The organism is Streptomyces sp. NPDC034670 (assembly GCF_055574875.1).
The window spans coordinates 113,813-134,418 of record NZ_JBVITR010000011.1 but is presented as its reverse complement, the minus strand read 5'-3'; the positions used below and the strand labels follow the sequence as shown (position 1 = coordinate 134,418).

At 75.3% G+C, this 20,606-nt stretch carries 19 protein-coding genes and 3 pseudogenes; 15 read left to right on the top strand and 7 right to left on the bottom strand.

The genetic code is table 11. The annotated features are described in order from the left end of the window. The 5 genes and pseudogenes from ACZ56B_RS11380 to ACZ56B_RS11360 all read left to right on the top strand — a co-directional run. A pseudogene (locus ACZ56B_RS11380) lies at positions 1-230 on the top strand (hypothetical protein); the annotation flags it as partial. A 263-nt stretch (positions 231-493) separates the two neighbouring features. Continuing rightward, a complete protein-coding gene (locus ACZ56B_RS11375; protein WP_468788653.1) occupies positions 494-2,368 on the top strand; it encodes an ABC transporter ATP-binding protein in 1,875 nt (624 codons plus the stop codon). Continuing rightward, positions 2,365-4,146: an ABC transporter ATP-binding protein gene (locus tag ACZ56B_RS11370; RefSeq protein ID WP_468788651.1), complete on the top strand. Its 1,782-nt coding sequence runs from the start codon at positions 2,365-2,367 to the stop codon at positions 4,144-4,146. Before ACZ56B_RS11375 ends, ACZ56B_RS11370 begins: the two co-directional genes overlap by 4 nt. 271 nt (positions 4,147-4,417) lie before the next feature. Beyond that, positions 4,418-4,888, top strand: coding sequence for a DUF5709 domain-containing protein (locus ACZ56B_RS11365; protein WP_468788649.1), 471 nt, complete (start codon positions 4,418-4,420; stop codon positions 4,886-4,888). 55 nt (positions 4,889-4,943) lie between these two features. Further along, a complete protein-coding gene (locus tag ACZ56B_RS11360) occupies positions 4,944-5,198 on the top strand; it encodes a type B 50S ribosomal protein L31 (protein ID WP_468788647.1) in 255 nt (84 codons plus the stop codon). 46 nt (positions 5,199-5,244) lie between these two features. Here ACZ56B_RS11360 and ACZ56B_RS11355 read toward each other — a convergent pair whose 3' ends face one another. Continuing rightward, positions 5,245-6,039, bottom strand: coding sequence for a metal-dependent hydrolase (locus ACZ56B_RS11355; protein WP_468788645.1), 795 nt, complete (start codon positions 6,037-6,039; stop codon positions 5,245-5,247). A 145-nt stretch (positions 6,040-6,184) separates the two neighbouring features. Here ACZ56B_RS11355 and ACZ56B_RS11350 point away from each other — a divergent pair, with 145 nt between their 5' ends. Together ACZ56B_RS11350 and ACZ56B_RS11345 are read left to right on the top strand one after the other, a co-directional pair. After that, on the top strand, positions 6,185-8,698 hold the full coding sequence (locus ACZ56B_RS11350) for a DEAD/DEAH box helicase (protein ID WP_468788643.1): 2,514 nt from the start codon (positions 6,185-6,187) through the stop codon (positions 8,696-8,698). Positions 8,699-8,717: 19 nt separating this feature from the next. Then, on the top strand, positions 8,718-9,584 hold the full coding sequence (locus tag ACZ56B_RS11345) for an acyl-CoA thioesterase (protein WP_468788641.1): 867 nt from the start codon (positions 8,718-8,720) through the stop codon (positions 9,582-9,584). A gap of 133 nt (positions 9,585-9,717) precedes the next feature. Here the strand turns inward: ACZ56B_RS11345 and ACZ56B_RS11340 are convergent, their stop codons facing one another. Then, a complete protein-coding gene (locus ACZ56B_RS11340; RefSeq protein WP_468788639.1) occupies positions 9,718-10,131 on the bottom strand; it encodes a roadblock/LC7 domain-containing protein in 414 nt (137 codons plus the stop codon). Between the two features lie 119 nt (positions 10,132-10,250). Between ACZ56B_RS11340 and ACZ56B_RS11335 the strand changes: the two genes are divergently transcribed. Both ACZ56B_RS11335 and ACZ56B_RS11330 read left to right on the top strand, forming a co-directional pair. Then, positions 10,251-10,679, top strand: a complete 429-nt coding sequence (locus ACZ56B_RS11335; RefSeq protein WP_468788637.1) for a PPOX class F420-dependent oxidoreductase — start codon at positions 10,251-10,253, stop codon at positions 10,677-10,679. A 136-nt stretch (positions 10,680-10,815) separates the two neighbouring features. After that, positions 10,816-11,415 (top strand): class I SAM-dependent methyltransferase, encoded by a 600-nt coding sequence (locus tag ACZ56B_RS11330; RefSeq protein WP_468788635.1) that lies wholly within the window; start codon positions 10,816-10,818, stop codon positions 11,413-11,415. Between the two features lie 32 nt (positions 11,416-11,447). Here the strand turns inward: ACZ56B_RS11330 and ACZ56B_RS11325 are convergent. Next, positions 11,448-11,642: pseudogene (locus ACZ56B_RS11325) on the bottom strand (oxygenase MpaB family protein); the annotation flags it as partial. 218 nt (positions 11,643-11,860) lie between these two features. Between ACZ56B_RS11325 and ACZ56B_RS11320 the strand changes: the two are divergent. Together ACZ56B_RS11320 and ACZ56B_RS11315 are read left to right on the top strand one after the other, a co-directional pair. Next, positions 11,861-12,727 (top strand): hypothetical protein, encoded by an 867-nt coding sequence (locus ACZ56B_RS11320; protein ID WP_468788633.1) that lies wholly within the window; start codon positions 11,861-11,863, stop codon positions 12,725-12,727. A 178-nt stretch (positions 12,728-12,905) separates the two neighbouring features. Further along, positions 12,906-14,291: a tannase/feruloyl esterase family alpha/beta hydrolase gene (locus ACZ56B_RS11315; RefSeq protein ID WP_468788631.1), complete on the top strand. Its 1,386-nt coding sequence runs from the start codon at positions 12,906-12,908 to the stop codon at positions 14,289-14,291. Between the two features lie 4 nt (positions 14,292-14,295). Here the strand turns inward: ACZ56B_RS11315 and ACZ56B_RS11310 are convergent, their stop codons facing one another. Then, the gene (locus ACZ56B_RS11310) at positions 14,296-14,478 is read right to left on the bottom strand and encodes a hypothetical protein (protein WP_468788629.1); all 183 of its coding nucleotides are present in this window, start codon (positions 14,476-14,478) and stop codon (positions 14,296-14,298) included. A gap of 311 nt (positions 14,479-14,789) precedes the next feature. On the opposite strand from ACZ56B_RS11310, the pseudogene ACZ56B_RS11305 reads away from it, so the two are divergent. Further along, positions 14,790-14,987, top strand: a pseudogene (locus ACZ56B_RS11305) (SWF or SNF family helicase); the annotation flags it as partial. Between the two features lie 35 nt (positions 14,988-15,022). Here the strand turns inward: ACZ56B_RS11305 and ACZ56B_RS11300 are convergent. After that, positions 15,023-15,511, bottom strand: a complete 489-nt coding sequence (locus tag ACZ56B_RS11300) for a hypothetical protein (protein WP_468788627.1) — start codon at positions 15,509-15,511, stop codon at positions 15,023-15,025. A 231-nt stretch (positions 15,512-15,742) separates the two neighbouring features. Beyond that, the gene (gene xylA, locus ACZ56B_RS11295; protein ID WP_468788625.1) at positions 15,743-16,909 is read right to left on the bottom strand and encodes a xylose isomerase; all 1,167 of its coding nucleotides are present in this window, start codon (positions 16,907-16,909) and stop codon (positions 15,743-15,745) included. Between the two features lie 113 nt (positions 16,910-17,022). On the opposite strand from xylA, the gene xylB reads away from it, so the two are divergent. From xylB to ACZ56B_RS11280, 3 genes are all read left to right on the top strand, one after another. After that, positions 17,023-18,468, top strand: coding sequence for a xylulokinase (gene xylB, locus ACZ56B_RS11290; RefSeq protein ID WP_468788623.1), 1,446 nt, complete (start codon positions 17,023-17,025; stop codon positions 18,466-18,468). Between the two features lie 100 nt (positions 18,469-18,568). Next, positions 18,569-19,777 carry an ROK family protein gene (locus tag ACZ56B_RS11285; protein ID WP_468788621.1) on the top strand — a complete coding sequence of 403 codons (1,209 nt, stop codon included), beginning with the start codon at positions 18,569-18,571 and terminating at the stop codon, positions 19,775-19,777. 172 nt (positions 19,778-19,949) lie between these two features. Beyond that, positions 19,950-20,345, top strand: a complete 396-nt coding sequence (locus tag ACZ56B_RS11280) for a luciferase domain-containing protein (RefSeq protein WP_468788619.1) — start codon at positions 19,950-19,952, stop codon at positions 20,343-20,345. Between the two features lie 21 nt (positions 20,346-20,366). On the opposite strand, the gene ACZ56B_RS11275 is transcribed toward ACZ56B_RS11280, so the two are convergent. Then, complete coding sequence (locus ACZ56B_RS11275; protein ID WP_468788617.1) at positions 20,367-20,561, bottom strand: hypothetical protein; 195 nt, start codon at positions 20,559-20,561, stop codon at positions 20,367-20,369. Positions 20,562-20,606 lie beyond the last annotated feature (45 nt).

The following is a 20,606-nucleotide window of genomic DNA, read 5'->3' as shown; positions in this document are numbered from 1 at the left end:
AGCCGGCACGGTCGCGCCGCGTCCTCCCCCCACCACGCTGTTGTGCGCCCCCCCCCCCCCCCCCGGGGGTGGCCCCCCTCCCCCCCCCCCCCCCCCCCCCCCCCCCCAGGGCCGCCGCGGAGGAGATCCTGGCCCCGCTGGCGGACGAACAGCGCGAAGTGCTCGGCGACCTGCTGACCGCTCTGGTCGACGGGACGGCCTGTCCGGGGCGCGGCGACGCGTCCGGGTGACCCAGCGTCCCGGGTGACCCGCGTCCCGGACGACCCCGCATCCCGGGTGATCCCGCGCCCCGGGCGTCCCCGGGTGCCGGGCGGCGGCCGGCCGGCGTCCCGGCAGCCGGTTCCGCACGGGGGTGAGGAAAACCGTTTGCCTCCCGGCACCGAGCGGCGTCAACCTGTCACGGTTTGCAGTTTCCGGCCGGCGGCGTGCCCGTCTCCCTCCGGCCCGGCTCCTCCCGCCCCGCCGTCCTCCCGATCCGAGCCACTGGGACGCCATGCAGATCCAAGACCTTCCGTACTCCGATCCGGGTGTGCCCGACACCCGCTCGGGTCCCCGATTCCTGTGGTGGCTCTTCCGGAACCAGCTGTCCGGACAGCTCAGGTCGTTGGCCTGGGGGCTGCTGCAGTTCGCCTCCGTCGCCTCGCTGCCGTTCTGCGTCGGTGTCGCCGTCCAGGCCGCCGTCGACCGCTCCGGGAGCCGGCTCGCGCTGGCCGGCGGCCTGCTGGCGCTGGCCGGCGCCGGCAGCGCGGTCGGCGACACCTTCCTGCACCGTGCCGCCGTGACCAACTGGATCACCGCCGCCGCGCGCGTCCAGCAGCTGCTGGCCCGCAAGGCCGCGGCGCTGGGCCCGGCGCTGACGCGGCGCGTCGCGGCCGGCGAGGTCGTGGCCGTCTCCACCGGTGACGTCGAGAAGATCGGCTGGTTCGTGGAGGCCCTGTCGCGGTTCACCGCGGCGGCGGTCACCATCGTGCTGGTCTGCGTCGGCCTGCTCGTGCACCAGCCGGCGCTCGGCGTGGTCGTGGCCGTGGGGCTGCCCGTGCTGGCGATCGCGGTGCTGCCGCTGCTGCCGCACGCCACCCGGCGGGCCGACGTCCAGCGCGAGAAGGCCGGCCGGGCCACCGAACTCGCCTCGGACACCGTCGCCGGGCTGCGTGTGCTGCGCGGCATCGGCGGCGAGGAGCTGTTCCTCGAGCGCTACCGCCGCGCCTCCCAGGAGGTCCGCCACGCCGCCGTGCGCAGCGCGCGGATGTGGTCGCTGATCGCCGCCGTCCAGGTGCTGCTGCCGGGGCTGCTGCTGATCACGGTGGTCTGGTACGGCGTCCGTCTGGCCCGCGAGGGCCGGATCGCCGTCGGTGAACTGGTCACCGTCTACAGCTCGGTCATGCTGCTCGCCTATCCGATCCGGCACTTCGAGGAGATCGCGATGGCCTACTCCTTCTCGCGCCCCTCGGCCCGGCGGGCCGCGGGCGTGCTGGCACTGGAGCGGGCCACGGACACCGGGGGGTCGCGTGCCGCCGAGACCCCCGCCGGTGACCTGTACGACCCGGCGACCGGCCTGCTCGCCCCCGCGGGCCGGCTCACCGCCGTGGTGTGCGGGGACCCGGACGCGGCGGGGCGGCTGGCCGAACGGCTCGGCGGTCACGCCGCGGAGCGCGGCACCTCGGTGCTGCTCGGCGGGGTGCCGCTCGACGAGCTGCCGCTGGACTCCGCCCGGCGCGCGGTCCTGGTGCAGGACAAGGACCCGGTGCTGCTGTCCGGCACCCTGCGCGCGCTGCTCGACGTGCCCGCGTCCGGGGCCGTCGGCCCGCGCGAGGCACTGGACGCCGCGCAGTGCGCGGACGTGCTGGCGGCCCTGGTGCAGGGTTCGCCGGCCGCCGAGGACCCGATGGACGCGCGGCTCACCGAACGCGGACGGTCCCTGTCGGGCGGTCAGCGCCAGCGGCTCGCGCTGGCCCGGTCGCTGGTCACCGACCCGGAGGTGCTGGTCCTGGACGAGCCGACCTCGGCCGTCGACTCGCACACCGAGGCCCGGGTCGCCGAGGGCGTGCGCGCGCTGCGGAAAGGACGCACCACCGTGGTGTTCACCTCGTCCCCGCTGGTGCTGGACCGTGCGGACCGGGTCGTGTTCCTGCACGGCGGCACGGTCGCCGCGGTCGGCGGCCACCGCGAGCTGGTGCGCGCCGAGCCCCGGTACCGGGCCGTGGTGACGCGCGAGACGGAGGAGGAGGCCTCGGCGGCCGGGGCCCCGCACGGGGACCGGGCGTCCCGGGAGGGGACGCCCGGCCCGGGGGACGCCCTGCACGGGGCCGGCGTACCGCACGGGGACGGCGTACCGCGCCGACGGGAAGAGATCGAGGAGACCGCATGATCGGCGTGGCGCCACCGGCCTACGACCCGGCGGCCCCGGCCACGGCCGGGACCCTGCCCGTGGGGGCCCCGGCGACCGTCCGCGCCTACGTGGCCGAGCTGCTGCGCCGGCACCGGCGGGCCTTCCTGCTGCTGATCACCGTGAACACCGTCGCCGTGGTCGCCTCGATGGTGGCCCCCTACCTGGTGGGGGGCCTGGTGGAGCGGGTCCCGGACCGGACGCGGGAGCTGCACCTGGGGCCCACCGCCGCGCTGTTCGTGCTGGCGCTGGTCGTCCAGGCGGTGTTCGTCCGCCAGGTGCGGCTGCGCGGCGCGGTGCTCGGCGAGCGGATGCTGGCCGACCTCCGCGAGGACTTCCTGGTGCGGTCGGTCGGACTGCCGCCGGGCGTGCTGGAACGGGCGGGCACGGGGGACCTGCTGTCGCGGGTCACCACCGACATCGACCGGCTCGGCAACGCCATGCGCGAGGCCGTGCCCCAGCTGGCCATCGGGGTGGTGTGGGTCGTGCTGCTGCTGGGCGGGCTGGTCGTCACCGCGCCCGAACTGGCACCGGCGGTCCTGGTGGCCGTGCCGCTGCTGGTGGCCGGCTGCCGCTGGTACTTCCGGCGGGCGCCGGCCGCCTACCGCTCGGAGGCGGCCGGGTACGCCGCCGTGGCCGCCGTGCTCGCCGAGACCGTGGACGCGGGGCGGACCGTCGAGGCCCACCGCCTCGGCGAGCGGCGCGTGGCGCTGTCGGACCGGCGGATCAAGGAGTGGACGGCCTGGGAGCGCTACACGCTCTGGCTGCGGTCGGTGCTCTTCCCCGTCGTCAACGTCACCCACGTGACCGTGCTCGGCTCGGTGCTGATGATCGGCGGTGTGTTCGTCCTGCAGGGCTGGATCGGGGTCGGCCAGCTGACGACGGGGGCGCTGATCGCGCAGATGCTGGTCGACCCGGTGGGGCTGATCCTGCGGTGGTACGACGAGCTGCAGGTGGCCCAGGTGTCGCTGGCCCGGCTGGTCGGGGTGCGGGACATCGAGCCCGGCGCCGGTGACGCCGCCCTGGTGCCGGGCGGACGCCGGATGCGGGCGGAGCGGGTGCGCTTCGGCTACCGCGAGGGCGTGGACGTCCTGCGCGAGGTGTCGCTCGAGGTCGCCCCGGGGACCAGGCTGGCCCTGGTCGGTCCTTCGGGCGCGGGCAAGTCCACCCTGGGCCGGCTGCTCGCCGGGATCTACGCGCCCCGGGAGGGCCGGGTCACCCTGGGCGGTGCCGAGCTGTCGCGGATGACGGCGGAGCGGGTCCGGGAGCACGTGGCCCTGGTCAACCAGGAGCACCACGTCTTCGTGGGCTCGCTGCGCGACAACCTGCGGCTCGCCCGGACGGACGCCGGGGACGCCGAACTGTGGGCGGCGCTGGGGGCGGTCGACGCGGACGGATGGGCGCGCGCGCTGGACGACGGCCTGGACACCGAGGTCGGCTCGGGCGGCCTGCCGCTCCCCCCGGCCCGGGCCCAGCAGATCGCCCTGGCCCGGCTGGTGCTGGCCGATCCGCACACGCTGGTCCTGGACGAGGCGACCTCGCTGCTCGACCCGCGTGCGGCGCGTCACCTGGAGCGCTCCCTGGCCCGCGTCCTGGACGGCCGGACCGTCGTCGCCATCGCCCACCGCCTGCACACGGCCCACGACGCGGACGTCATCGCCGTCGTGGAGGACGGCCGCATCACCGAACTCGGCGGCCACGACGAGCTGGTCGCCGCGGACGGGGCGTACGCGGCGCTGTGGCGCTCCTGGCACGGGTGAGCGGCGACGGGTGGGCGGCGCCCGCCCCGAGCGCGGCGGCGCGGGCGGGCGGTGGGCCCGCTCCCGGCCCCGGAGCGGGGCGGGAGCGGGCCCTGGGCGCGGTCGTGCCGTTGCCGGGGGGGAACACCGGTGGAAGGCTGGAACCAGGCACCGGCCCGGGGAACGCCCGGGGCCCGGCGGGCCGGGCGCGGGCGGTGCCGGTGCCCCGTGCAGTGACGGCCCGGTGCGGGCCGCGGCGGGAACGGGCCCGCCCCACCCCCAGGAGGTACCCGTGAACAGCGCCGACGGTTGGGGAGACGACGTCTACCAGCCCGATGCGTCCGAGATCCAGGACGACTCCGGGCTGCTCGACGTCGAGGACACCCTGGAGGACGACGGCGTCAGGGACCCCCTCGACCGGGGCTGGTCCCCGCCCGAGCGGCCCTGGGCCGTGGAGCACCACGGCGTGACCGCGGCGGAACAGCACGAGGGCGAGACGCTGGACCAGCGGCTCGCCGAGGAACGTCCGGACCTCGCCGCCCCCGACGGGGACGGTCTCGGCGATTCCGGGGACACCGACGGGGAACTCCTGGACCACGAGGTCGGCGCCGTGCGCTCCGGCCGGCTCGTGGCCCCCGACGAGGGGGCGCACGAGGACGAGGAGGAGGCCCTGGTCGCGCTCGACGTCGGCATCGACGGCGCGGCCGCCTCCGCCGAGGAGGCCGCCGTGCACGTCGTCGACGAGGACACCCTGCCCGGCTGATCCGCCGCCCCGCCACCCCGCCGCCGCGCCCGACCGAGTCGCCCGAGGAGCATCCATGCAGAAGGACAAGCACCCCGACTACCACCCCGTCGTCTTCCGCGACCGCGCCGCCGGCTACGCCTTCCTCACCCGGTCCACGGCGACGAGCAGCCAGACCATCGAGTGGGACGACGGCGAGACCTACCCGGTGGTGGACGTGGAGATCTCCTCGGAGAGCCACCCGTTCTACACGGGCAAGGCCCGGACGGTGGACACGGAGGGCCGCGTCGCCCGGTTCGAGCGCCGGTACGGCGGGGGGACGTCCGGCTGAACCGGACGGCGGCGGGCCGGCCCGCGCCGCCCCCCTCCAGAGCCCCTCAGACCACGTTGAGCGCCACCGCGCAGCCCACGCCGCCCAGCAGCATGAACGCCGGCATCAGCACCTTGAGCTCGACCCAGCTGCCCGCCCTGAACCGCATGGCCTTCGGCGGGCCGACCGGGTACCAGCGCTTGCGGCCCACCGGTATGGGCCACAGGATCGGGCAGCCGGAGACGGTCAGCGCGTCCCCGAGGTCGTGCACCAGCGCGCCCAGCACGATCGGCAGGCCCAGCCACAGGTACTCCTGGCCCGGCGCGGTGAACAGCCAGTCGGAGCCGTTGCCCGGCTGGTCCAGGATGTCGGCGAGGATCCAGGCGCTGGTCGCCGCCAGGAGCCACACCAGGACGTCGCTGCTGGAGCCCCGGGTCGCCCGCCACAGCAGGCCCTCGATGGCCAGCACCATGTGGGCGAAGAGGATCGCCAGCACCGCCCAGCGGCCCCCCGTGATCGCCAGGACCGCGGTGCCGGCGCCGATCAGCACGGCCCACAGCCAGGTGTGCGTGAGCGTGCGGTGCCCGCCGGTGCGACGCGGGTCGCCCGGCTTCTTCGTGGCCTTGTAGACGGCGTAGGACAGCTTGTCGACGACCTCGCACAGCCAGCGGGACAGCGGTCCGAAGGACCGGGAGATGGTGGCCGCCTTGTGGTCCAGGTCCGGGGCGAGCGCGGCGCCGGCGCAGATCAGGGCGCCGGCCAGGAGCACCGGCCAGGGCATCGGGTGCCCGGCCGCGGCCGTCGCCGCTCCGACCCCGAGCCAGGCCGCGGCGCCCGACAGTGAGTGTGCTGGTCCCATCATCGCCGTTGCCCGCCCCATTCCTCGTCGGCCGCTGTCCGGTTGACCGGACGCATTGGCGCTCCGCCGACGACACAGCGTAGCGTTCGCGATCTTCACGCCCGCATCCGATTCCCGCATCGGCCGGGGGGACAGGCAAAATGGGCGCGTGACCCTCATCGATCAGCTGCCGACGACCGCCGACCCCGACGCCCTGTACGAAGCCTTCGAGTCCTGGGCCCTGGAGCGCGGTCTCACGCTCTACCCCCACCAGGAGGAGGCGCTGATCGAGGTGGTCTCCGGGGCGAACGTGATCGTGTCGACGCCCACCGGCTCCGGCAAGAGCATGATCGCCGCGGCCGCCCACTTCGCCGCCCTGGCCCGCGACGAGGTCACCTTCTACACGGCCCCCATCAAGGCGCTGGTGTCGGAGAAGTTCTTCGAGCTGTGCAAGGTCTTCGGCACGGAGAACGTCGGCATGCTCACCGGTGACGCGTCCGTCAACGCCGACGCCCCGGTCATCTGCTGCACCGCCGAGGTGCTGGCGTCGATCGCGCTGCGCGACGGCAGGGACGCCGACGTCGGGCAGGTCGTGATGGACGAGTTCCACTTCTACGCGGAGCCGGACCGCGGCTGGGCCTGGCAGATCCCGCTGCTGGAGCTTCCGCAGGCGCAGTTCGTGCTGATGTCGGCGACGCTCGGCGACGTCTCCTTCTTCGAGAAGGACATCACCCGCCGCACCGGCCGCCCCACCGCGGTGGTCCGCTCGGCCACCCGGCCCGTGCCGCTGTCCTACGAGTACCGGTACACCCCGCTCACCGAGACGCTCACCGACCTGCTGGAGGCCCGGCAGGCCCCGGTCTACATCGTGCACTTCACGCAGGCGCAGGCGGTGGAACGGGCGCAGGCGCTGATGAGCATCAACATGTGCACGCGCGAGGAGAAGGACCGGATCGCCGAACTGATCGGCAACTTCCGCTTCACCACCAAGTTCGGCCGCAACCTCTCCCGCTACGTCCGCCACGGCATCGGCGTGCACCACGCCGGCATGCTGCCCAAGTACCGGCGCCTGGTGGAGAAACTCGCGCAGGCCGGGCTGCTGAAGGTCATCTGCGGTACCGACACGCTCGGCGTGGGGGTCAACGTCCCCATTCGCACGGTGCTGTTCACGGCCCTGACCAAGTACGACGGCAACCGCGTGCGCACGCTGCGGGCCCGGGAGTTCCACCAGATCGCGGGGCGCGCCGGACGCGCCGGCTTCGACACGGAGGGCTTCGTCGTCGCCCAGGCGCCCGAGCACGTCATCGAGAACGAGAAGGCGCTCGCCAAGGCCGGGGACGACCCGAAGAAGCGGCGGAAGGTCGTGCGCAAGAAGGCGCCCGAGGGCTTCGTGGGATGGACCGAGCAGACCTTCGAGAAACTCATCGGCTCCGAGCCGGAGCCGCTGACGTCCCGCTTCCGGGTGACGCACGCGATGCTGCTGTCGGTGATCGCCCGGCCCGGCAACGCCTTCGACGCGATGCGGCGGCTGCTGGAGGACAACCACGAGCCGCGCAAGCAGCAGCTGCGGCACATCCGGCGGGCGATCGCCATCTACCGTTCGCTGCTGGACGGCGGCATCGTCGAGAAGCTGGAGCGGCCGGACGCCGAGGGGCGCGTCGTCCGCCTCACCGTGGACCTCCAGCAGGACTTCGCGCTGAACCAGCCGCTGTCCACCTTCGCGCTGGCGGCGTTCGAGCTGCTGGACCCCGAGTCGCCGTCGTACGCGCTGGACATGGTCTCCGTGGTGGAGTCCACGCTGGACGACCCGCGCCAGATCCTCGCCGCCCAGCAGAACAAGGCGCGCGGCGAGGCGGTCGCCGCGATGAAGGCCGACGGGGTGGAGTACGAGGAGCGCATGGAGCGCCTCCAGGACATCACCCACCCGAAGCCGCTGGAGGAACTGCTCTTCCACGCGTACAACACCTACCGCAAGAGCCACCCCTGGGTCGGCGACCACCCGCTGTCGCCGAAGTCCGTGGTGCGGGACATGTACGAGCGGGCTCTTTCCTTCACGGAGTTGGTGTCCTTCTACGAGCTGGCGCGCACCGAGGGCATCGTGCTGCGCTACCTCGCCGGCGCCTACAAGGCCCTGGAGCACACCGTCCCCGACGACCTCAAGTCCGAGGACCTCCAGGACCTGATCGCCTGGCTGGGCGAGACGGTGCGCCAGGTCGACTCCAGCCTGCTGGACGAGTGGGAGCAGCTGGCCAACCCGGAGGAGATGACCGCCGAGGAGGCGCAGGAGAAGGCGGACCAGGTCAAGCCGGTCACCGCCAACGCGCGCGCCTTCCGCGTCCTGGTCCGCAACGCCATGTTCCGCCGCGTCGAACTGGCCGCGCTCGACCAGGTGGAGGAGCTGGGCGAACTGGACGCCGAGTCGGGCTGGGACGCGCAGGCCTGGGGCGAGGCGATGGACGGGTACTGGGACGAGTACGAGGAGCTCGGTACCGGCCCCGACGCCCGCGGGCCGAAGCTGCTGCTGATCGAGGAGGAGCCGGAGAACGCGCTGTGGCGGGTCCGGCAGATCTTCGACGACCCGAACGGCGACCACGACTGGGGCATCAGCGCCGAGGTCGACCTCACCGCCTCCGACGCGGAGGGCCGCGCCGTCGTCCGCGTCACCGACGTCGGCCAGCTGTGAGCACGGGAGAACCCCACCCATGACGAATCCGGCCGAGAGCCTCGTGGACCTGCTCGACCTGGAGCAGATCGAGGTCGACATCTTCCGTGGCCGCAGCCCGCAGGAGTCGCTGCAGCGGGTCTTCGGCGGCCAGGTGGCCGGCCAGGCACTGGTCGCCGCGGGCCGCACCACGCAGGGCGACCGCCCGGTGCACTCGCTGCACGCGTACTTCCTGCGCCCGGGCCGGCCCGGGGTGCCGATCGTCTACCAGGTCGAACGCGTGCGGGACGGACGGTCGTTCACCACCCGCCGGGTCACCGCGGTGCAGCAGGGCCGTACGATCTTCAACCTCACCGCCTCCTTCCACCGGCCCGAGCAGGGCGGCTTCGAGCACCAGCTGCCGCCCGCCCGCGAGGTCCCGCCCCCCGAGGCGCTGCCGACGGTCGCGGACGAGATCCGCGCCCACCTGGGCGCGCTGCCGGAGCAGTGGGAGCGGATGGCCCGCCGCCAGCCCTTCGACATCCGCTATGCGGACCGGCTGCGCTGGGACCCGGCCGAGGTCGAGGGCGCCGAGCCGCGCAGCGCGGTGTGGATGCGCGCGGTCGGGCCGCTCGGCGACGATCCGCTGGTGCACACCTGCGCCCTGACCTACGCCAGCGACATGACCCTCCTGGACGCCGTCCGGATCCCGGTGGAACCGCTGTGGGGCCCGCGCGGCTTCGACATGGCGTCGCTGGACCACGCCATGTGGTTCCACCGTCCGTTCCGCGCGGACGAGTGGTTCCTGTACGACCAGGAGTCGCCGATCGCCACGGGCGGGCGGGGCCTCGCCCGCGGGCGGATCTACGACCTGCGCGGGCGCCTGCTGGTGTCCGTGGTCCAGGAGGGGTTGTTCCGGGCGCTGTAGGCCGTCCCTTCCCGCGCGCCGCCGGGCGGACGGGCCGCGGGTCCGCGGGGCCCGTCCGTCCGGCGGTGACGCCGCGCGGGCGGGCGCGTCCGGACGCGCCCGTCCGACCCGCGGAGCGTGACGTGCCCGCGGATCAGAGGTCCGTGAAGGGGCCGGGGTCCAGTCGGCGGGTGTCCACGTCCAGGTGTTCGCCGACCCGGTTGACCAGGAGGGTCATCTCGTACCCGATCTGGCCGATGTCGGCCTCGGCGCCGCTGAGGACGCACAGGCAGCTGCCGGTGCCGGCCGCGGTGACGAAGAGCACCGCGTCGTCGAACTCGACCATCGTCTGGCGCACCCCGCCCGCGCCGAAGTGCCGTCCCGACCCCTTGGCGAGGCTGTGCAGTCCGGACGACACGGCGGCGAGGTGCTCCGCGTCCTCCTGGCGCAGCCCGGTGCTCGCGCCCGCCACCAGTCCGTCGTTGGACAGGACCAGCGCGTGCCGTACGTGCTCGACGCGCTGGGTCAGGTCGTCCAGCAGCCAGTCGAGTCCCTGCTTCTGCGCCATGTCGCGATTCTCCCCGTGTTCTTCCCCGTGGCTTTCCCCGCCTGCCGTCCCCTCCTGGCGGGAGGGTCCCCGCGCCAGCCTTCCCCACGACCGGGCGCCGGGCAAGGAGGATGAGAGCCATGGGACAGAAGATGACCGACGAAGAATGGCGGGAGTTCGTCTCGCGCGGGACCCGCACCGCCAAACTCTGCACCGTCCGCGCCGACGGAAGCCCGCACGTGGCCCCCGTCTGGTTCCTGCTCGACGGCGACGAGGTGGTGTTCAACACCGGCGGGCGGACCGTGAAGGGGCGCAACCTGGCCCGTGACGGGCGGGTCGCCCTCTGCGTGGACGACGACCGGCCGCCGTTCGCCCACGTGGTGCTGCACGGCCGGGCACGGCTCTCGCAGGACCCCGGGGAGCTCCGGCACTGGGCCGCCCGGATCGGCGCGCGGTACATGGGCGAGGACCGCGCCGAGGAGTTCGGGGCCCGCAACGGGGTGCCCGGCGAACTCCTCGTCCGCGTGACGGTCGAGAAGGTCCTGGCGGAAAAGGGCGTCGCGGACTGAGGCCCGGCCGCGGGGCGGCGGTCCCCTCGGCCGCCCCACCGGGTCCTGCGGCCGTCCCACCAGGTCGAGCAGCCGGGCGGTGTGCGCCCGGACGCGCGCGGTGCGCCGTCCGCCCCGGTGGGGGATCATGCGGTGCATGAGCGAAGACCGCACACGGGTCCAGGAGTTCTTCGGCGCACGCGCGGCCGCCTGGGACCGCCGCTTCCCCGACGACGGCCCGGCCTACGCGGCCGCGGTGGCCGGGCTCGGGCTGCGGGCGGGCGACCGGGTGCTCGACGCGGGCTGCGGCACGGGCCGGGCGCTGCCCGCGCTGCGTGCGGCCGTGGGGCCCTCGGGAGTGGTCCTCGGCGCGGATCTGACGCCGGCCATGCTGCGGGAGGCGGCACGGGCCGGACGGGACCGCGACGGGACGCTGCTCCTCGCCGACGTGGCCGCGCTGCCGCTGCGCCCGGGGGCGCTGGACGCCGTGTTCGCCGCGGGTCTGATCGCGCACCTGCCCGATCCCGTCGCGAACCTCCGGGAACTCGCCCGGGCGGTGCGGCCCCGGGGCGTGCTCGCGCTGTTCCATCCGGTCGGCAGGGCGGCGCTCGCCGCCCGCCACGGCCGCCCGCTCACGCCGGACGACCTGCGCGCGGAGCCGAACCTCCGCCCGCTGCTCGCCCGTTCGGGGTGGCGCATGACGTCGTACGCCGACGAGGACGCCCGGTTCCTGGCGCTCGCGGTGCGCGAGGGCTGAGCTTCCGGGCACGGAGCGGGCCGCCGGTCCGCGTCCGCGTGCCGCACCGGGCAGCCGCGCGGCCCCGGGGCGGGACGGGTGCCCAGGTCCCCCGGCCGGTAGCCGTCCGGGGAGCTCCCGCTCTCCCGGTCCTGCCCGGCGAAGTGCGGGGTGTTCCGGGGCGGCGGCAGACGGACGGCGCGTCCCCGCAGCCGCACCGCGCGGCGCACCCACGTGCGCGCGGCGGGGCGGGAGCCCGTGCGCGGGGCCGGGGCTCGCGGGGCCGGCGCCGGGCGCGCGTGCCGCCCGGCGCCCCCGGGCGGCGCGGTCCCCCCGGCGGCACGCGGCCGGACGGGGCGGGACGGCCGGAAGCCGGCGGCTCCGGATGCGGCTCGCGGGGTCGTGACAAGCGGCTCGGGGTCGGCATAGGGTGCGCGCCGACGGACGGACCGATGGGGAGGCTGGGATGGCCGGGACGGACGAGGAATCCGTCGCCGCCGCGGAGGACGCGCTCTACGTGCTCACGGCGGTGCTGCTGACACCGGCGCAGTTCCCGAGCGTGCTGGGCGACGACTACCCGGAGGCGTGCGCCGCGCTCGGCCTCCCGCCGCTCGCCGACGGGTACGGGCTGGTGCTCGGCCAGGACGGCGGGGGAGCCCGGTGGACGGTCGTCGTCGACGACGTCTCGCTGGTCGCCGTCGCGATCGCGTCCTGGGACTGCGGCATGGAGCACGACCTGTCGCCGGACGAGCGGACGGTGGTGGCCGCGCTGCCCGGCTGGCCCCTCGCCCTCGCCGTCGCGGCGCCGGACGTGCCCGCGCCGCACGATCCCGGCCCGGGCGCCGCGGACCGGCCCGCGCTGTCCCCGCCGGACGCGAACGCCTGGGGCTCCGCACAGCGCCGCCTGGGCGCCGACGAGATCGCGCTGCAGTGGTCCACCTGGCGGGAGCAGGTCGACGACGCGGCGTTCACGGGGCCCCGCGGCCCCGGGAAGGCGGCCGGCGGTGCCGAGGACGCCCCGCGGGACACCGCGGAGGGTGGCGGCGGCCGCGGGCGGCAGCCGGGCCACGGCGGCGTCCGGCGCGCCCTGGCGGAGGCACGCGCCTACGTCGACTCGCCGCCGCCGGTCGGCCGGGTCCGCTCGTCCTTCGCACCGGGCGGAGCCCGCACCCTGCGGGCCGACGGGCCCGGCTGGTCACTGGTGGCCCGGACCGACGACATCGCGTTCGTCCTGCTCGACGACGAACCCGGTGAGGTGCTCCCGGTGGGCCGGGGACCGGAGCTGCCGGGACTGCTCGAAGCACTCGACAGGATGGCCGTACGCCCCCTTTGAGCCGGTCCGGCTGCGGAATGATCACGGACAACGGAAGCTGGCGTGTGGTGAACCTCTACGCGCGGATGTCCTTCCATGGGGCCTCAACCCATCGATGACGGCGCGTCGGGCCTTCACCATGGGTCAGCCCGGGGCCCTGCCGCCCCTGTTCCGCTCGTCCGTCCTCCCGGAGGCCGTCATGCGCCCGTCCCGTGGCGTTCCGTTGCTCGCCGTCGCCCTCGCGGCGACCGTCCTCACCGCTCCGTCCCCGGCCCGCGCGGCCGGGGACGGCCACTGTGCGCGCCAGGAACGGGTGCGCGTGCCCGGCGCCGCCCACCAGCGCAGTGCCTGCCTGGCCGACCTGACCACCACGGGGCTGGCCGGCACCCCCTACACCGACCCGGCCGACCAGGCGGGCCTGACCGCCGCGGGCACCCGGTCGCCGTCCGGCGTGCCCGGTGTGCAGATCGACGGCTACTTCCCGGACTCCTCGCGCTTCAACACCACCCACGGGTGGAACCACGACGCGCAGTTCGTCATCCGGCTCCCGGACCGCTGGAACGGCGGCCTGGTCGTCACCGGCGCGCCCGGCAACCGCAAGCAGTACGCGACGGACAAGGCGATCTCCGACCAGGTGCTGGCCCTGGGGTACGCGTACGCGGCGACCGACAAGGGCAACAGCGGGCCCGACTTCTACCGCGACGGGGTCCGTCCCGGTGACGCGGTCGCCGAGTGGAACACGCGGACCACGCAGCTCACCCGGGCGGCCCAGCGCGCGGTGGCGCAGCGCTACGGGCACGCCCCGCGCCGCACGTACGTCACCGGCGTCTCCAACGGCGGCTACCTCACGCGCTGGCAGCTGGAGAACCACCCGGAGCTGTACGACGGCGGGGTGGACTGGGAGGGCACCCTGTGGACGGCCGAGGCTCCCAACGCGCTCACCTCCCTGCCGGTGGCGGTGGCCCGGATGTACGGCACGGCACGGGACGAGGACCTGTACGCGGCGGGCTTCCCGCGCGGCTCCGAGTTCCTGTGGCCGTACCACGAGAAGGCCTACTGGGGGATCACGCAGAAGGTCTACCGCGCCGAGTTCGACCCCTCCTACGACCCCGGCTGCCCCGGTCCCTCCGCGGGATCGACGGTGGAGCAGATCCTCGCGCCGTGCGCCTCCGACGCCTCCTACGACTACACCGCGCGCCCCGCCTCCGTGCACCGTGCCGTGGACCGGGTGGCGCTGACCGGGCGCATCGGCCGGCCGCTGATCACCCTGCACGGCGACCTGGACGCGCTGCTGCCCCGGTCCACCCACTCCGACGCGTACGCGCGCATGGTCGACACGGCCGGGCGGGGCGCCCTGCACCGCTTTTACACGGTGCAGGGCGGCACGCACGTCGACGGGCTGTACGACACCCATCCGGACCGGCTCCGGCCGATCCTGCCCTGCCACCGGTCGGCGTTCGACGCGCTGGTGGCCTGGGTGGAGCGCGGGGTCAGGCCGCCCGCGGACCGGGTCATCGCCCGGCCCGCCGACGGTGACGTGGTCGACTCCTGCGCGCTGGACGCGGGCGCGGCCGGAGCGCGGTAGCGCCTCAGCGGCCCAGCTCCTTGCGTGAGACGCGGCGCAGCCTGCGCCGCTGCGCGGGGTCCAGGGCGAGGTACGCGGCGGCCGGGACTCCCAGGATCATCAGAAGCGCGGCCCACCAGGGCAGCCAGATGAGCAGGACGAGCCCGGCCGCCACGCCTCCCGCGGCGATCTTGGCGTTCTTCGACATGAGCGTCGCCTCCTTCGCGGCCACTGCCGCTCTCTGCCGTGAGAACGGGCCCGCGCCTTCGGCGGTTCCGGACCGCGACCCCGAGACTTCCCTGAGCCCGTCCCCTAGGGTTCCCCGGGTGTGCGTCCGGGGTCCGAGCGCCCGTCCCTGGCGCGCGTCCGGGATCCCGTCGCTCGTCGGCTCCTCCGGCGTGCGGGGCGCGGCGCGTCCTCGCACACCCCTTCATGGTGACCTGAATCACACTCCAGGCATACCCGGTCGGCCCGGCCTTGCCGCACCCGTGGCGCCCCCGGCCCCACCAGTCACATCCGGACGAGGACGAGCGGCCGGTGCTGCGGGCCCGGGCCGACCGGTGGACGGTCGCCGGCGAGCCCGTCCCGCCGCGGCTGGGACGCGACGGCCGCTGGTGGCCGTACCGCGAGGAGCGCGGGCGGTGGGCCCCGGCGGGGGGCGCCGCCCGGGACCCGGCGACGGCACCGGCCGCGGCGGAGCGCGCCTTCGGCACGTGAGTCCCGCTCCCGGGGCGCGCCCGGCGGCCGCAGCGTCAGGGGGATGCGACGTCCCCCGGGGACGGCAGGGGGGACTCCGGGCCGCTCGGCGGATTGCCGGGCCACCCGCTCGGCAGCTCGGTGGGGAAGCCGGACGGGATCTCCGTGGGGAAGCCGGAGGGGATCTCCGTGGGGAAGCCGGACGGGAGCAGGCTCGGCAGCCCGCTGGGCAGCCCGGAGGGGAAACCCGACGGCGGCTCGGTGGGGAAGCCGGTGTCCGTGCTGCTCCCGGTGGGCTCCTCGTCCGGCGCGCCGCCGTCGCCCGGGTCCGTCAGCACGACGAGGGCGGCGGCCACGACGGCCACGACCGCGGTGAGCAGGACGAGCAGGAACCTGCGCCTGCCGGGACCGCGCCCCGGCCCGCCCCGGTCGTCGGGCGGCGGCGCGTCCGCGTGCGAGGGCGGTCCGGAACCGCCCTCCGGGGGCGGTGTGCCGTCCGGCGGGCCGGAGGACGGCGGCTGGGGCGGTACGGGTGGCGTGGCCATACGCACCATGGTCGCCGCGGGCGCCGGATCCGCGCGAGGCCGACGCGGACCGGGGCACCGGCACCGTTGGTCCGGGCGTGTTCCCGCGTCCGGGGCGCGCCGCGCGGAGCGCCGGCCCCCGCGCGGAGCGCCGGCGCTCGCGGGGGCGCCCCCCGCGGGAGGCGCCGCGACGCGCGGGGGCGCGGTCGCCCGGCGGAACGACCGGTACGACCGCGCCCCGCGCGGCCGGGCTCAGCCCCGGGCCCCCAGCAGGTGGTCCATGGCCAGCTGGTCGAGGCGCTCGAAGGCCATGCCGCGCGCGGCGGCGGCGTCGACGTCGAAGTCCTCGAAGGCGGACCGGTCGTCGAGCAGGGCCGTCAGGCCGTCGGCCGCCGTGGGCTCGGCCAGCTGGTCCAGACGGGCCGCGCGCAGCGCCTCCCGCACCTCCGGGTCGGCGCGGAAGGCGGCCGCGCGCTCCTTGAGGATCAGGTAGTTGCGCATGCAGCCGGCCGCCGACGCCCACACGCCGTCGAGGTCCTCCGTCCGCGGCGGCTTGAAGTCGAAGTGCCGCGGGCCGCTGTAGCCGGCCGACTCCAGCAGGTCCACGAGCCAGAACGCGGCCCGCAGGTCGCCCGCGCCGAAGCGGAGGTCCTGGTCGTACTTGATGCCGCTCTGGCCGTTGAGGTCGATGTGGAAGAGCTTGCCCGCCCACAGCGCCTGGGCGATGCCGTGCGGGAAGTTCAGCCCGGCCATCTGCTCGTGGCCGACCTCCGGGTTGACGCCGTACAGCTCGGGCCGCTCCAGGCGCTCGATGAAGGCCAGGGCGTGCCCGACGGTGGGCAACAGGATGTCGCCGCGCGGCTCGTTCGGCTTGGGCTCGATGGCGAAGCGGATGTCGTAGCCCTGCGCGGTGACGTACTCGCCGAGCAGGTCGAAGGCCTCCTTCATCCGGTCGAGGGCGACCCGCACGTCCTTGGCGGCGCCGGACTCGGCGCCCTCGCGGCCGCCCCAGGCGACGTAGGTCTCGGCGCCGAGCTCGACCGCGAGGTCGATGTTGCGGATGGTCTTGCGCAGCGCGTAGCGGCGCACGTCGCGGTCGTTGGCGGTGAACGCGCCGTCCTTGAACACCGGGTGGGTGAACAGGTTGGTCGTCGCCATCGGCACCTTCATGCCGGTGTCGTCCAGCGCCTGCCGGAACCGCTTGACGTGCTCCTCCCGCTCGCTGTCGCTCGCGCCGAAGGGGATGAGGTCGTCGTCGTGGAAGGTGACGCCGTAGGCGCCCAGCTCGGCCAGGCGCCGCACCGTCTCGACCGGGTCGAGGGCGCGCCGCGTGGCGTCGCCGAAGGGGTCCCGTCCCTGCCAGCCGACGGTCCACAGGCCGAAGGTGAACCTGTCCTCGGGGGTGGGCTGGTAGCTCATGCCGCGGCTCCTTGCTCGCTGAGACTATTTCGTCATGGCGATTTACAAATTAGTATGCAGGAGCATTTCAGGGAAGAGCTCACCCCGCTGAGCCGCGGAAGAGGGAGAGACCGATGTCAGCAGCCGAGGGTCCGCTCGTCGTCGGTGTGGACACGTCCACCCAGTCCACCAAGGCCCTGGTCGTCGACGTGGCCACCGGCCGGATCGTCGCGAGCGGCCAGGCCCCGCACACGGTGACCTCCGGGGCGGGCCGGGAGAGCGACCCGCGGCAGTGGTGGGACGCCCTGGTCGAGGCGCTGCGCCAGTGCGGCGAGCCGGCGCACGAGGCCGCCGCCGTGTCCATCGGCGGGCAGCAGCACGGACTGGTCACCCTGGACGGGCGCGGCGAGCCGGTGCGGCCGGCGCTGCTGTGGAACGACGTGCGGTCCGCGCCGCAGGGCCGCCGGCTGGTCGAGGAGCTGGGCGGCGCGAAGTTCTGGGCCGAGCGCACCGGGAGCGTCCCCGCCGCCTCCTTCACGGTCACGAAGTGGGCGTGGCTGGCGGAGCACGAGCCGGAGGCGGTCCGCGCCACCGAGGCCGTCCGGCTCCCCCACGACTACCTCACCGAGCGGCTCACCGGCCAGGGCACGACCGACCGCGGCGACGCCTCCGGCACCGGCTGGTGGGCCTCCGGGAGCGAGGCCTACGACGAGGAGATCCTCGCCCACGTGGGCCTCGATCCGGCGCTGCTGCCCCGTGTCGTGCGACCCGGGGAGGTGGCCGGGACCGTGCGCGACGGCCACGGCCTGCCGTTCTCCAGGGGCACCCTGGTGGCGTGCGGCACCGGCGACAACGCCGCCGCCGCGCTGGGCCTCGGGATACGTCCCGGCACGCCGGTGATGAGCCTCGGCACCTCGGGCACCGTGTACGCGGTGTCGCGGCGCAGGCCCGCCGACCCGACCGGCACCGTGGCGGGCTTCGCCGACGCGCGCGGCGACTGGCTGCCGCTGGCCTGCACGCTCAACTGCACGCTCGCGGTGGACCGGGTGGCGGACCTGCTGGGCCTGGACCGCGAGGCCGTCGAACCCGGCACCGGCGTCACGCTCCTGCCCTTCCTGGACGGCGAGCGCACCCCGAACCTCCCCCTCTCCTCCGGCCTGCTGCACGGACTGCGCCACGACACGACCGGCGGCCAGGTGCTCCAGGCCGCCTACGACGGCGCCGTGTACTCCCTGCTGGCCGCGCTGGACCTCGTCCTCGGCGAGGACTCCGACCCCTCGGCGCCCCTGCTGCTGATCGGCGGCGGCGCCCGGGGGACGGCCTGGCAGCAGACCGTACGGCGGCTGTCGGGGCGGCCCGTGCAGGTGCCCGAGGCCAGGGAGCTCGTCGCGCTCGGCGCGGCGGCGCAGGCGGCCGGGCTGCTCACCGGGGAGGACCCGGCCGCGGTCGCCCGGCGGTGGAACACCGCGGCGGGCCCGGTCCTGGAGGCGGTGGAGCGGGACGAGGAGACGCTGGCCAGGATCGCCGGGGTACTCTCCGACGCGGCCCCGCTGCTGGAGCGGGGCCCGGGCACCGCGTGACGGTCCGGGCACCGCGTGGGGGCACGGGCCGGGGGCGCCGCCCGGCGGCGGGGACGGGCGCCCCGCGACGACGACGGAGAGACCGGGGACTGACGGAGGAATGAGCGCACCGCTGCACGAGGCCCGCCCGGCCGGTCCGGGGCGGGCACTGCCCGACACCCAGCAGGGCATGCGCCGCCGCAACCTCTCGCGGGTGCTGCACGCCGTCAGCGCCGAGGGACCGCTGTCCCGGGCCGCCGTCGCCTCGCGCATCGGGCTGACCCGCGCGGCGGTCTCCACCCTGGTCGACGAGCTCATCCGCTCGGGGCTGCTGGAGGAACTGGGCCCCGAGCGGCCCGGACGCGTGGGCCGTCCCGGCTCGGCGCTCGCCGTCAGCGGCCGCGGTCCGGCGGGGATCGGCGCCGAGATCGGCGTCGACCGCCTCGCGGTCTGCGCGGTCGACCTGCGCGGCCGGGTCCGCTCGCGGGCGGTGCGGCAGGTGGCGAACCGGAGCCGCTCCCCCGAGCCGGTGATCGGGGACCTCACCGAGCTGGTCCACCGGGTCGTCGCCGAGGCGGAGGCCGAGAGCCTGTGGCCGGCGGGGCTCGCCGTGGCCGTGCCGGGTCTGGTGGCGCGCGACGCCCGGACCGTCGTGCGCGCCCCGAACCTCGGCTGGCGGGACACGGACCTCGGCGCCCTGCTGCCGGCCCGGTTCCCGCTCACGGTGGCCAACGAGGCCAACTTCGGCGCGCTCGCCGAACTCTGGCTCGGCGAGGGGACCTTGCGGGACTTCCTCCATGTGTCGGCCGAGATCGGCATCGGTGCCGCGGTGGTCGTGGACGGCCGGCTGCTGCGCGGGAACCGCGGTTTCGCGGGCGAATTGGGCCATGTCCCGGTGCGGCCCGAGGGACCGGAGTGCGCGTGCGGCGGACGCGGCTGCCTGGAGCAGTACGCCGGCGAGGAGGCGGTGCTGCGGGCGGCCGGGCTGGAACCGGGCGAGGACCGTGTCGGTCTGCTCGCGGACCGTGCCGCGCGGGGCGACGCACGCGTACGGCGCGCCCTGCGCGACGCGGGGACGGCGCTCGGCATCGCCCTGACCGGGGCGGTCAACCTGCTGGACCCCGAGAGCGTCGTGCTGGGCGGCGCGCTGTCCGGGCTCGCCCCCTGGCTGCTGCCGTCGCTGCGCTCCGAACTGTCCCGCCGTACGGCGGGACCGGCCTGTCCCGTCTCCGTGTCCGCGCTGGGACCGCAGGGCCCGCTGCTGGGCGCGGCGCACTCGGTGGTGCGGGAGGTCCTGGACGATCCGGCGGCCGTCGCCGAGCGGGCCTGAGACGGCCCGGCCGGACCCGGGCGGACCCGGAGCGCGCCCGAGCGGGTCCGAGCGGGTCCGGGGCCGCCGACCGCCACGGCACGGTCGCGGACGACGGCTCCGGCACCTCACCTCTCGATTACGAATCGCCCAACTCCTGGCTTCCGGACGGTGAGCGGGCGACGATGAGCACATGACACCGGCGCAGCGAGCCATGGAACGACTGGGGACATGGCCCGACCTCACGGCCTGTCCGGCGGGTTGCGGCACGGGGCAGGCGCTCCGCACCCCCCGTGACGAGATCGTCCACTTCCACTCCGACCGGAACGTGGACCTCCACCTCACTCGCCGCGCCATCCAGCGCTTCCACTACGACCTGGGCGGGTCGAGCGCGATACAGCTGGTCCCGGGCTCGTGCTGGGTGACGGTGCACCTGGACTGCGCCACCGACGTCGACCTGCTGCTGAGCCTGGTGAGCGTCGCCCTCAAGGCCCACCAGACCCGGCCCGCGTCCACCGGGCCGGTGCCGGCCGGGTGCAACCTCCACCGGATCACCGTGCTGCCGCGCGACGCGGTGACCGGCCGTTGAGCCGTCCTCCGTCCGCCGGCCTCACGGCCGCAGGCTGCCGACGATGTCCGCGGTCGCCGTGAGGCCGCTGTGGATGGTGGGGGCGATGCTGGTGCTGGCCAGGTAGAAGCCGAGCAGCAGGCAGACCAGGGCGTGGGAGATCTTCAGTCCGCTGTTGCGCAGGAAGATCACCGCCAGGACCGAGAGCAGCAGCACCACAGAGATGGAAACGGCCATCGTCAACCTCCTCCGCCGCGTCCGCTTCGCGGCGTTCGGCCGCAA

Coding starts and splice junctions, on each gene's coding strand:
- ACZ56B_RS11355 (WP_468788645.1), bottom strand. CDS start 6,039: ATGATGGGACCAGCACACTCACTGTCGGGCGCCGCGGCCTGGCTCGGG.
- ACZ56B_RS11330 (WP_468788635.1), top strand. CDS start 10,816: ATGAGCGAAGACCGCACACGGGTCCAGGAGTTCTTCGGCGCACGCGCG.
- ACZ56B_RS11370 (WP_468788651.1), top strand. CDS start 2,365: ATGATCGGCGTGGCGCCACCGGCCTACGACCCGGCGGCCCCGGCCACG.
- ACZ56B_RS11285 (WP_468788621.1), top strand. CDS start 18,569: ATGAGCGCACCGCTGCACGAGGCCCGCCCGGCCGGTCCGGGGCGGGCA.
- xylA (WP_468788625.1), bottom strand. CDS start 16,909: ATGAGCTACCAGCCCACCCCCGAGGACAGGTTCACCTTCGGCCTGTGG.
- ACZ56B_RS11345 (WP_468788641.1), top strand. CDS start 8,718: ATGACGAATCCGGCCGAGAGCCTCGTGGACCTGCTCGACCTGGAGCAG.
- ACZ56B_RS11280 (WP_468788619.1), top strand. CDS start 19,950: ATGACACCGGCGCAGCGAGCCATGGAACGACTGGGGACATGGCCCGAC.
- ACZ56B_RS11335 (WP_468788637.1), top strand. CDS start 10,251: ATGGGACAGAAGATGACCGACGAAGAATGGCGGGAGTTCGTCTCGCGC.
- ACZ56B_RS11300 (WP_468788627.1), bottom strand. CDS start 15,511: ATGGCCACGCCACCCGTACCGCCCCAGCCGCCGTCCTCCGGCCCGCCG.
- ACZ56B_RS11360 (WP_468788647.1), top strand. CDS start 4,944: ATGCAGAAGGACAAGCACCCCGACTACCACCCCGTCGTCTTCCGCGAC.
- ACZ56B_RS11315 (WP_468788631.1), top strand. CDS start 12,906: ATGCGCCCGTCCCGTGGCGTTCCGTTGCTCGCCGTCGCCCTCGCGGCG.
- xylB (WP_468788623.1), top strand. CDS start 17,023: ATGTCAGCAGCCGAGGGTCCGCTCGTCGTCGGTGTGGACACGTCCACC.
- ACZ56B_RS11340 (WP_468788639.1), bottom strand. CDS start 10,131: ATGGCGCAGAAGCAGGGACTCGACTGGCTGCTGGACGACCTGACCCAG.
- ACZ56B_RS11375 (WP_468788653.1), top strand. CDS start 494: ATGCAGATCCAAGACCTTCCGTACTCCGATCCGGGTGTGCCCGACACC.
- ACZ56B_RS11320 (WP_468788633.1), top strand. CDS start 11,861: ATGGCCGGGACGGACGAGGAATCCGTCGCCGCCGCGGAGGACGCGCTC.
- ACZ56B_RS11275 (WP_468788617.1), bottom strand. CDS start 20,561: ATGGCCGTTTCCATCTCTGTGGTGCTGCTGCTCTCGGTCCTGGCGGTG.
- ACZ56B_RS11310 (WP_468788629.1), bottom strand. CDS start 14,478: ATGTCGAAGAACGCCAAGATCGCCGCGGGAGGCGTGGCGGCCGGGCTC.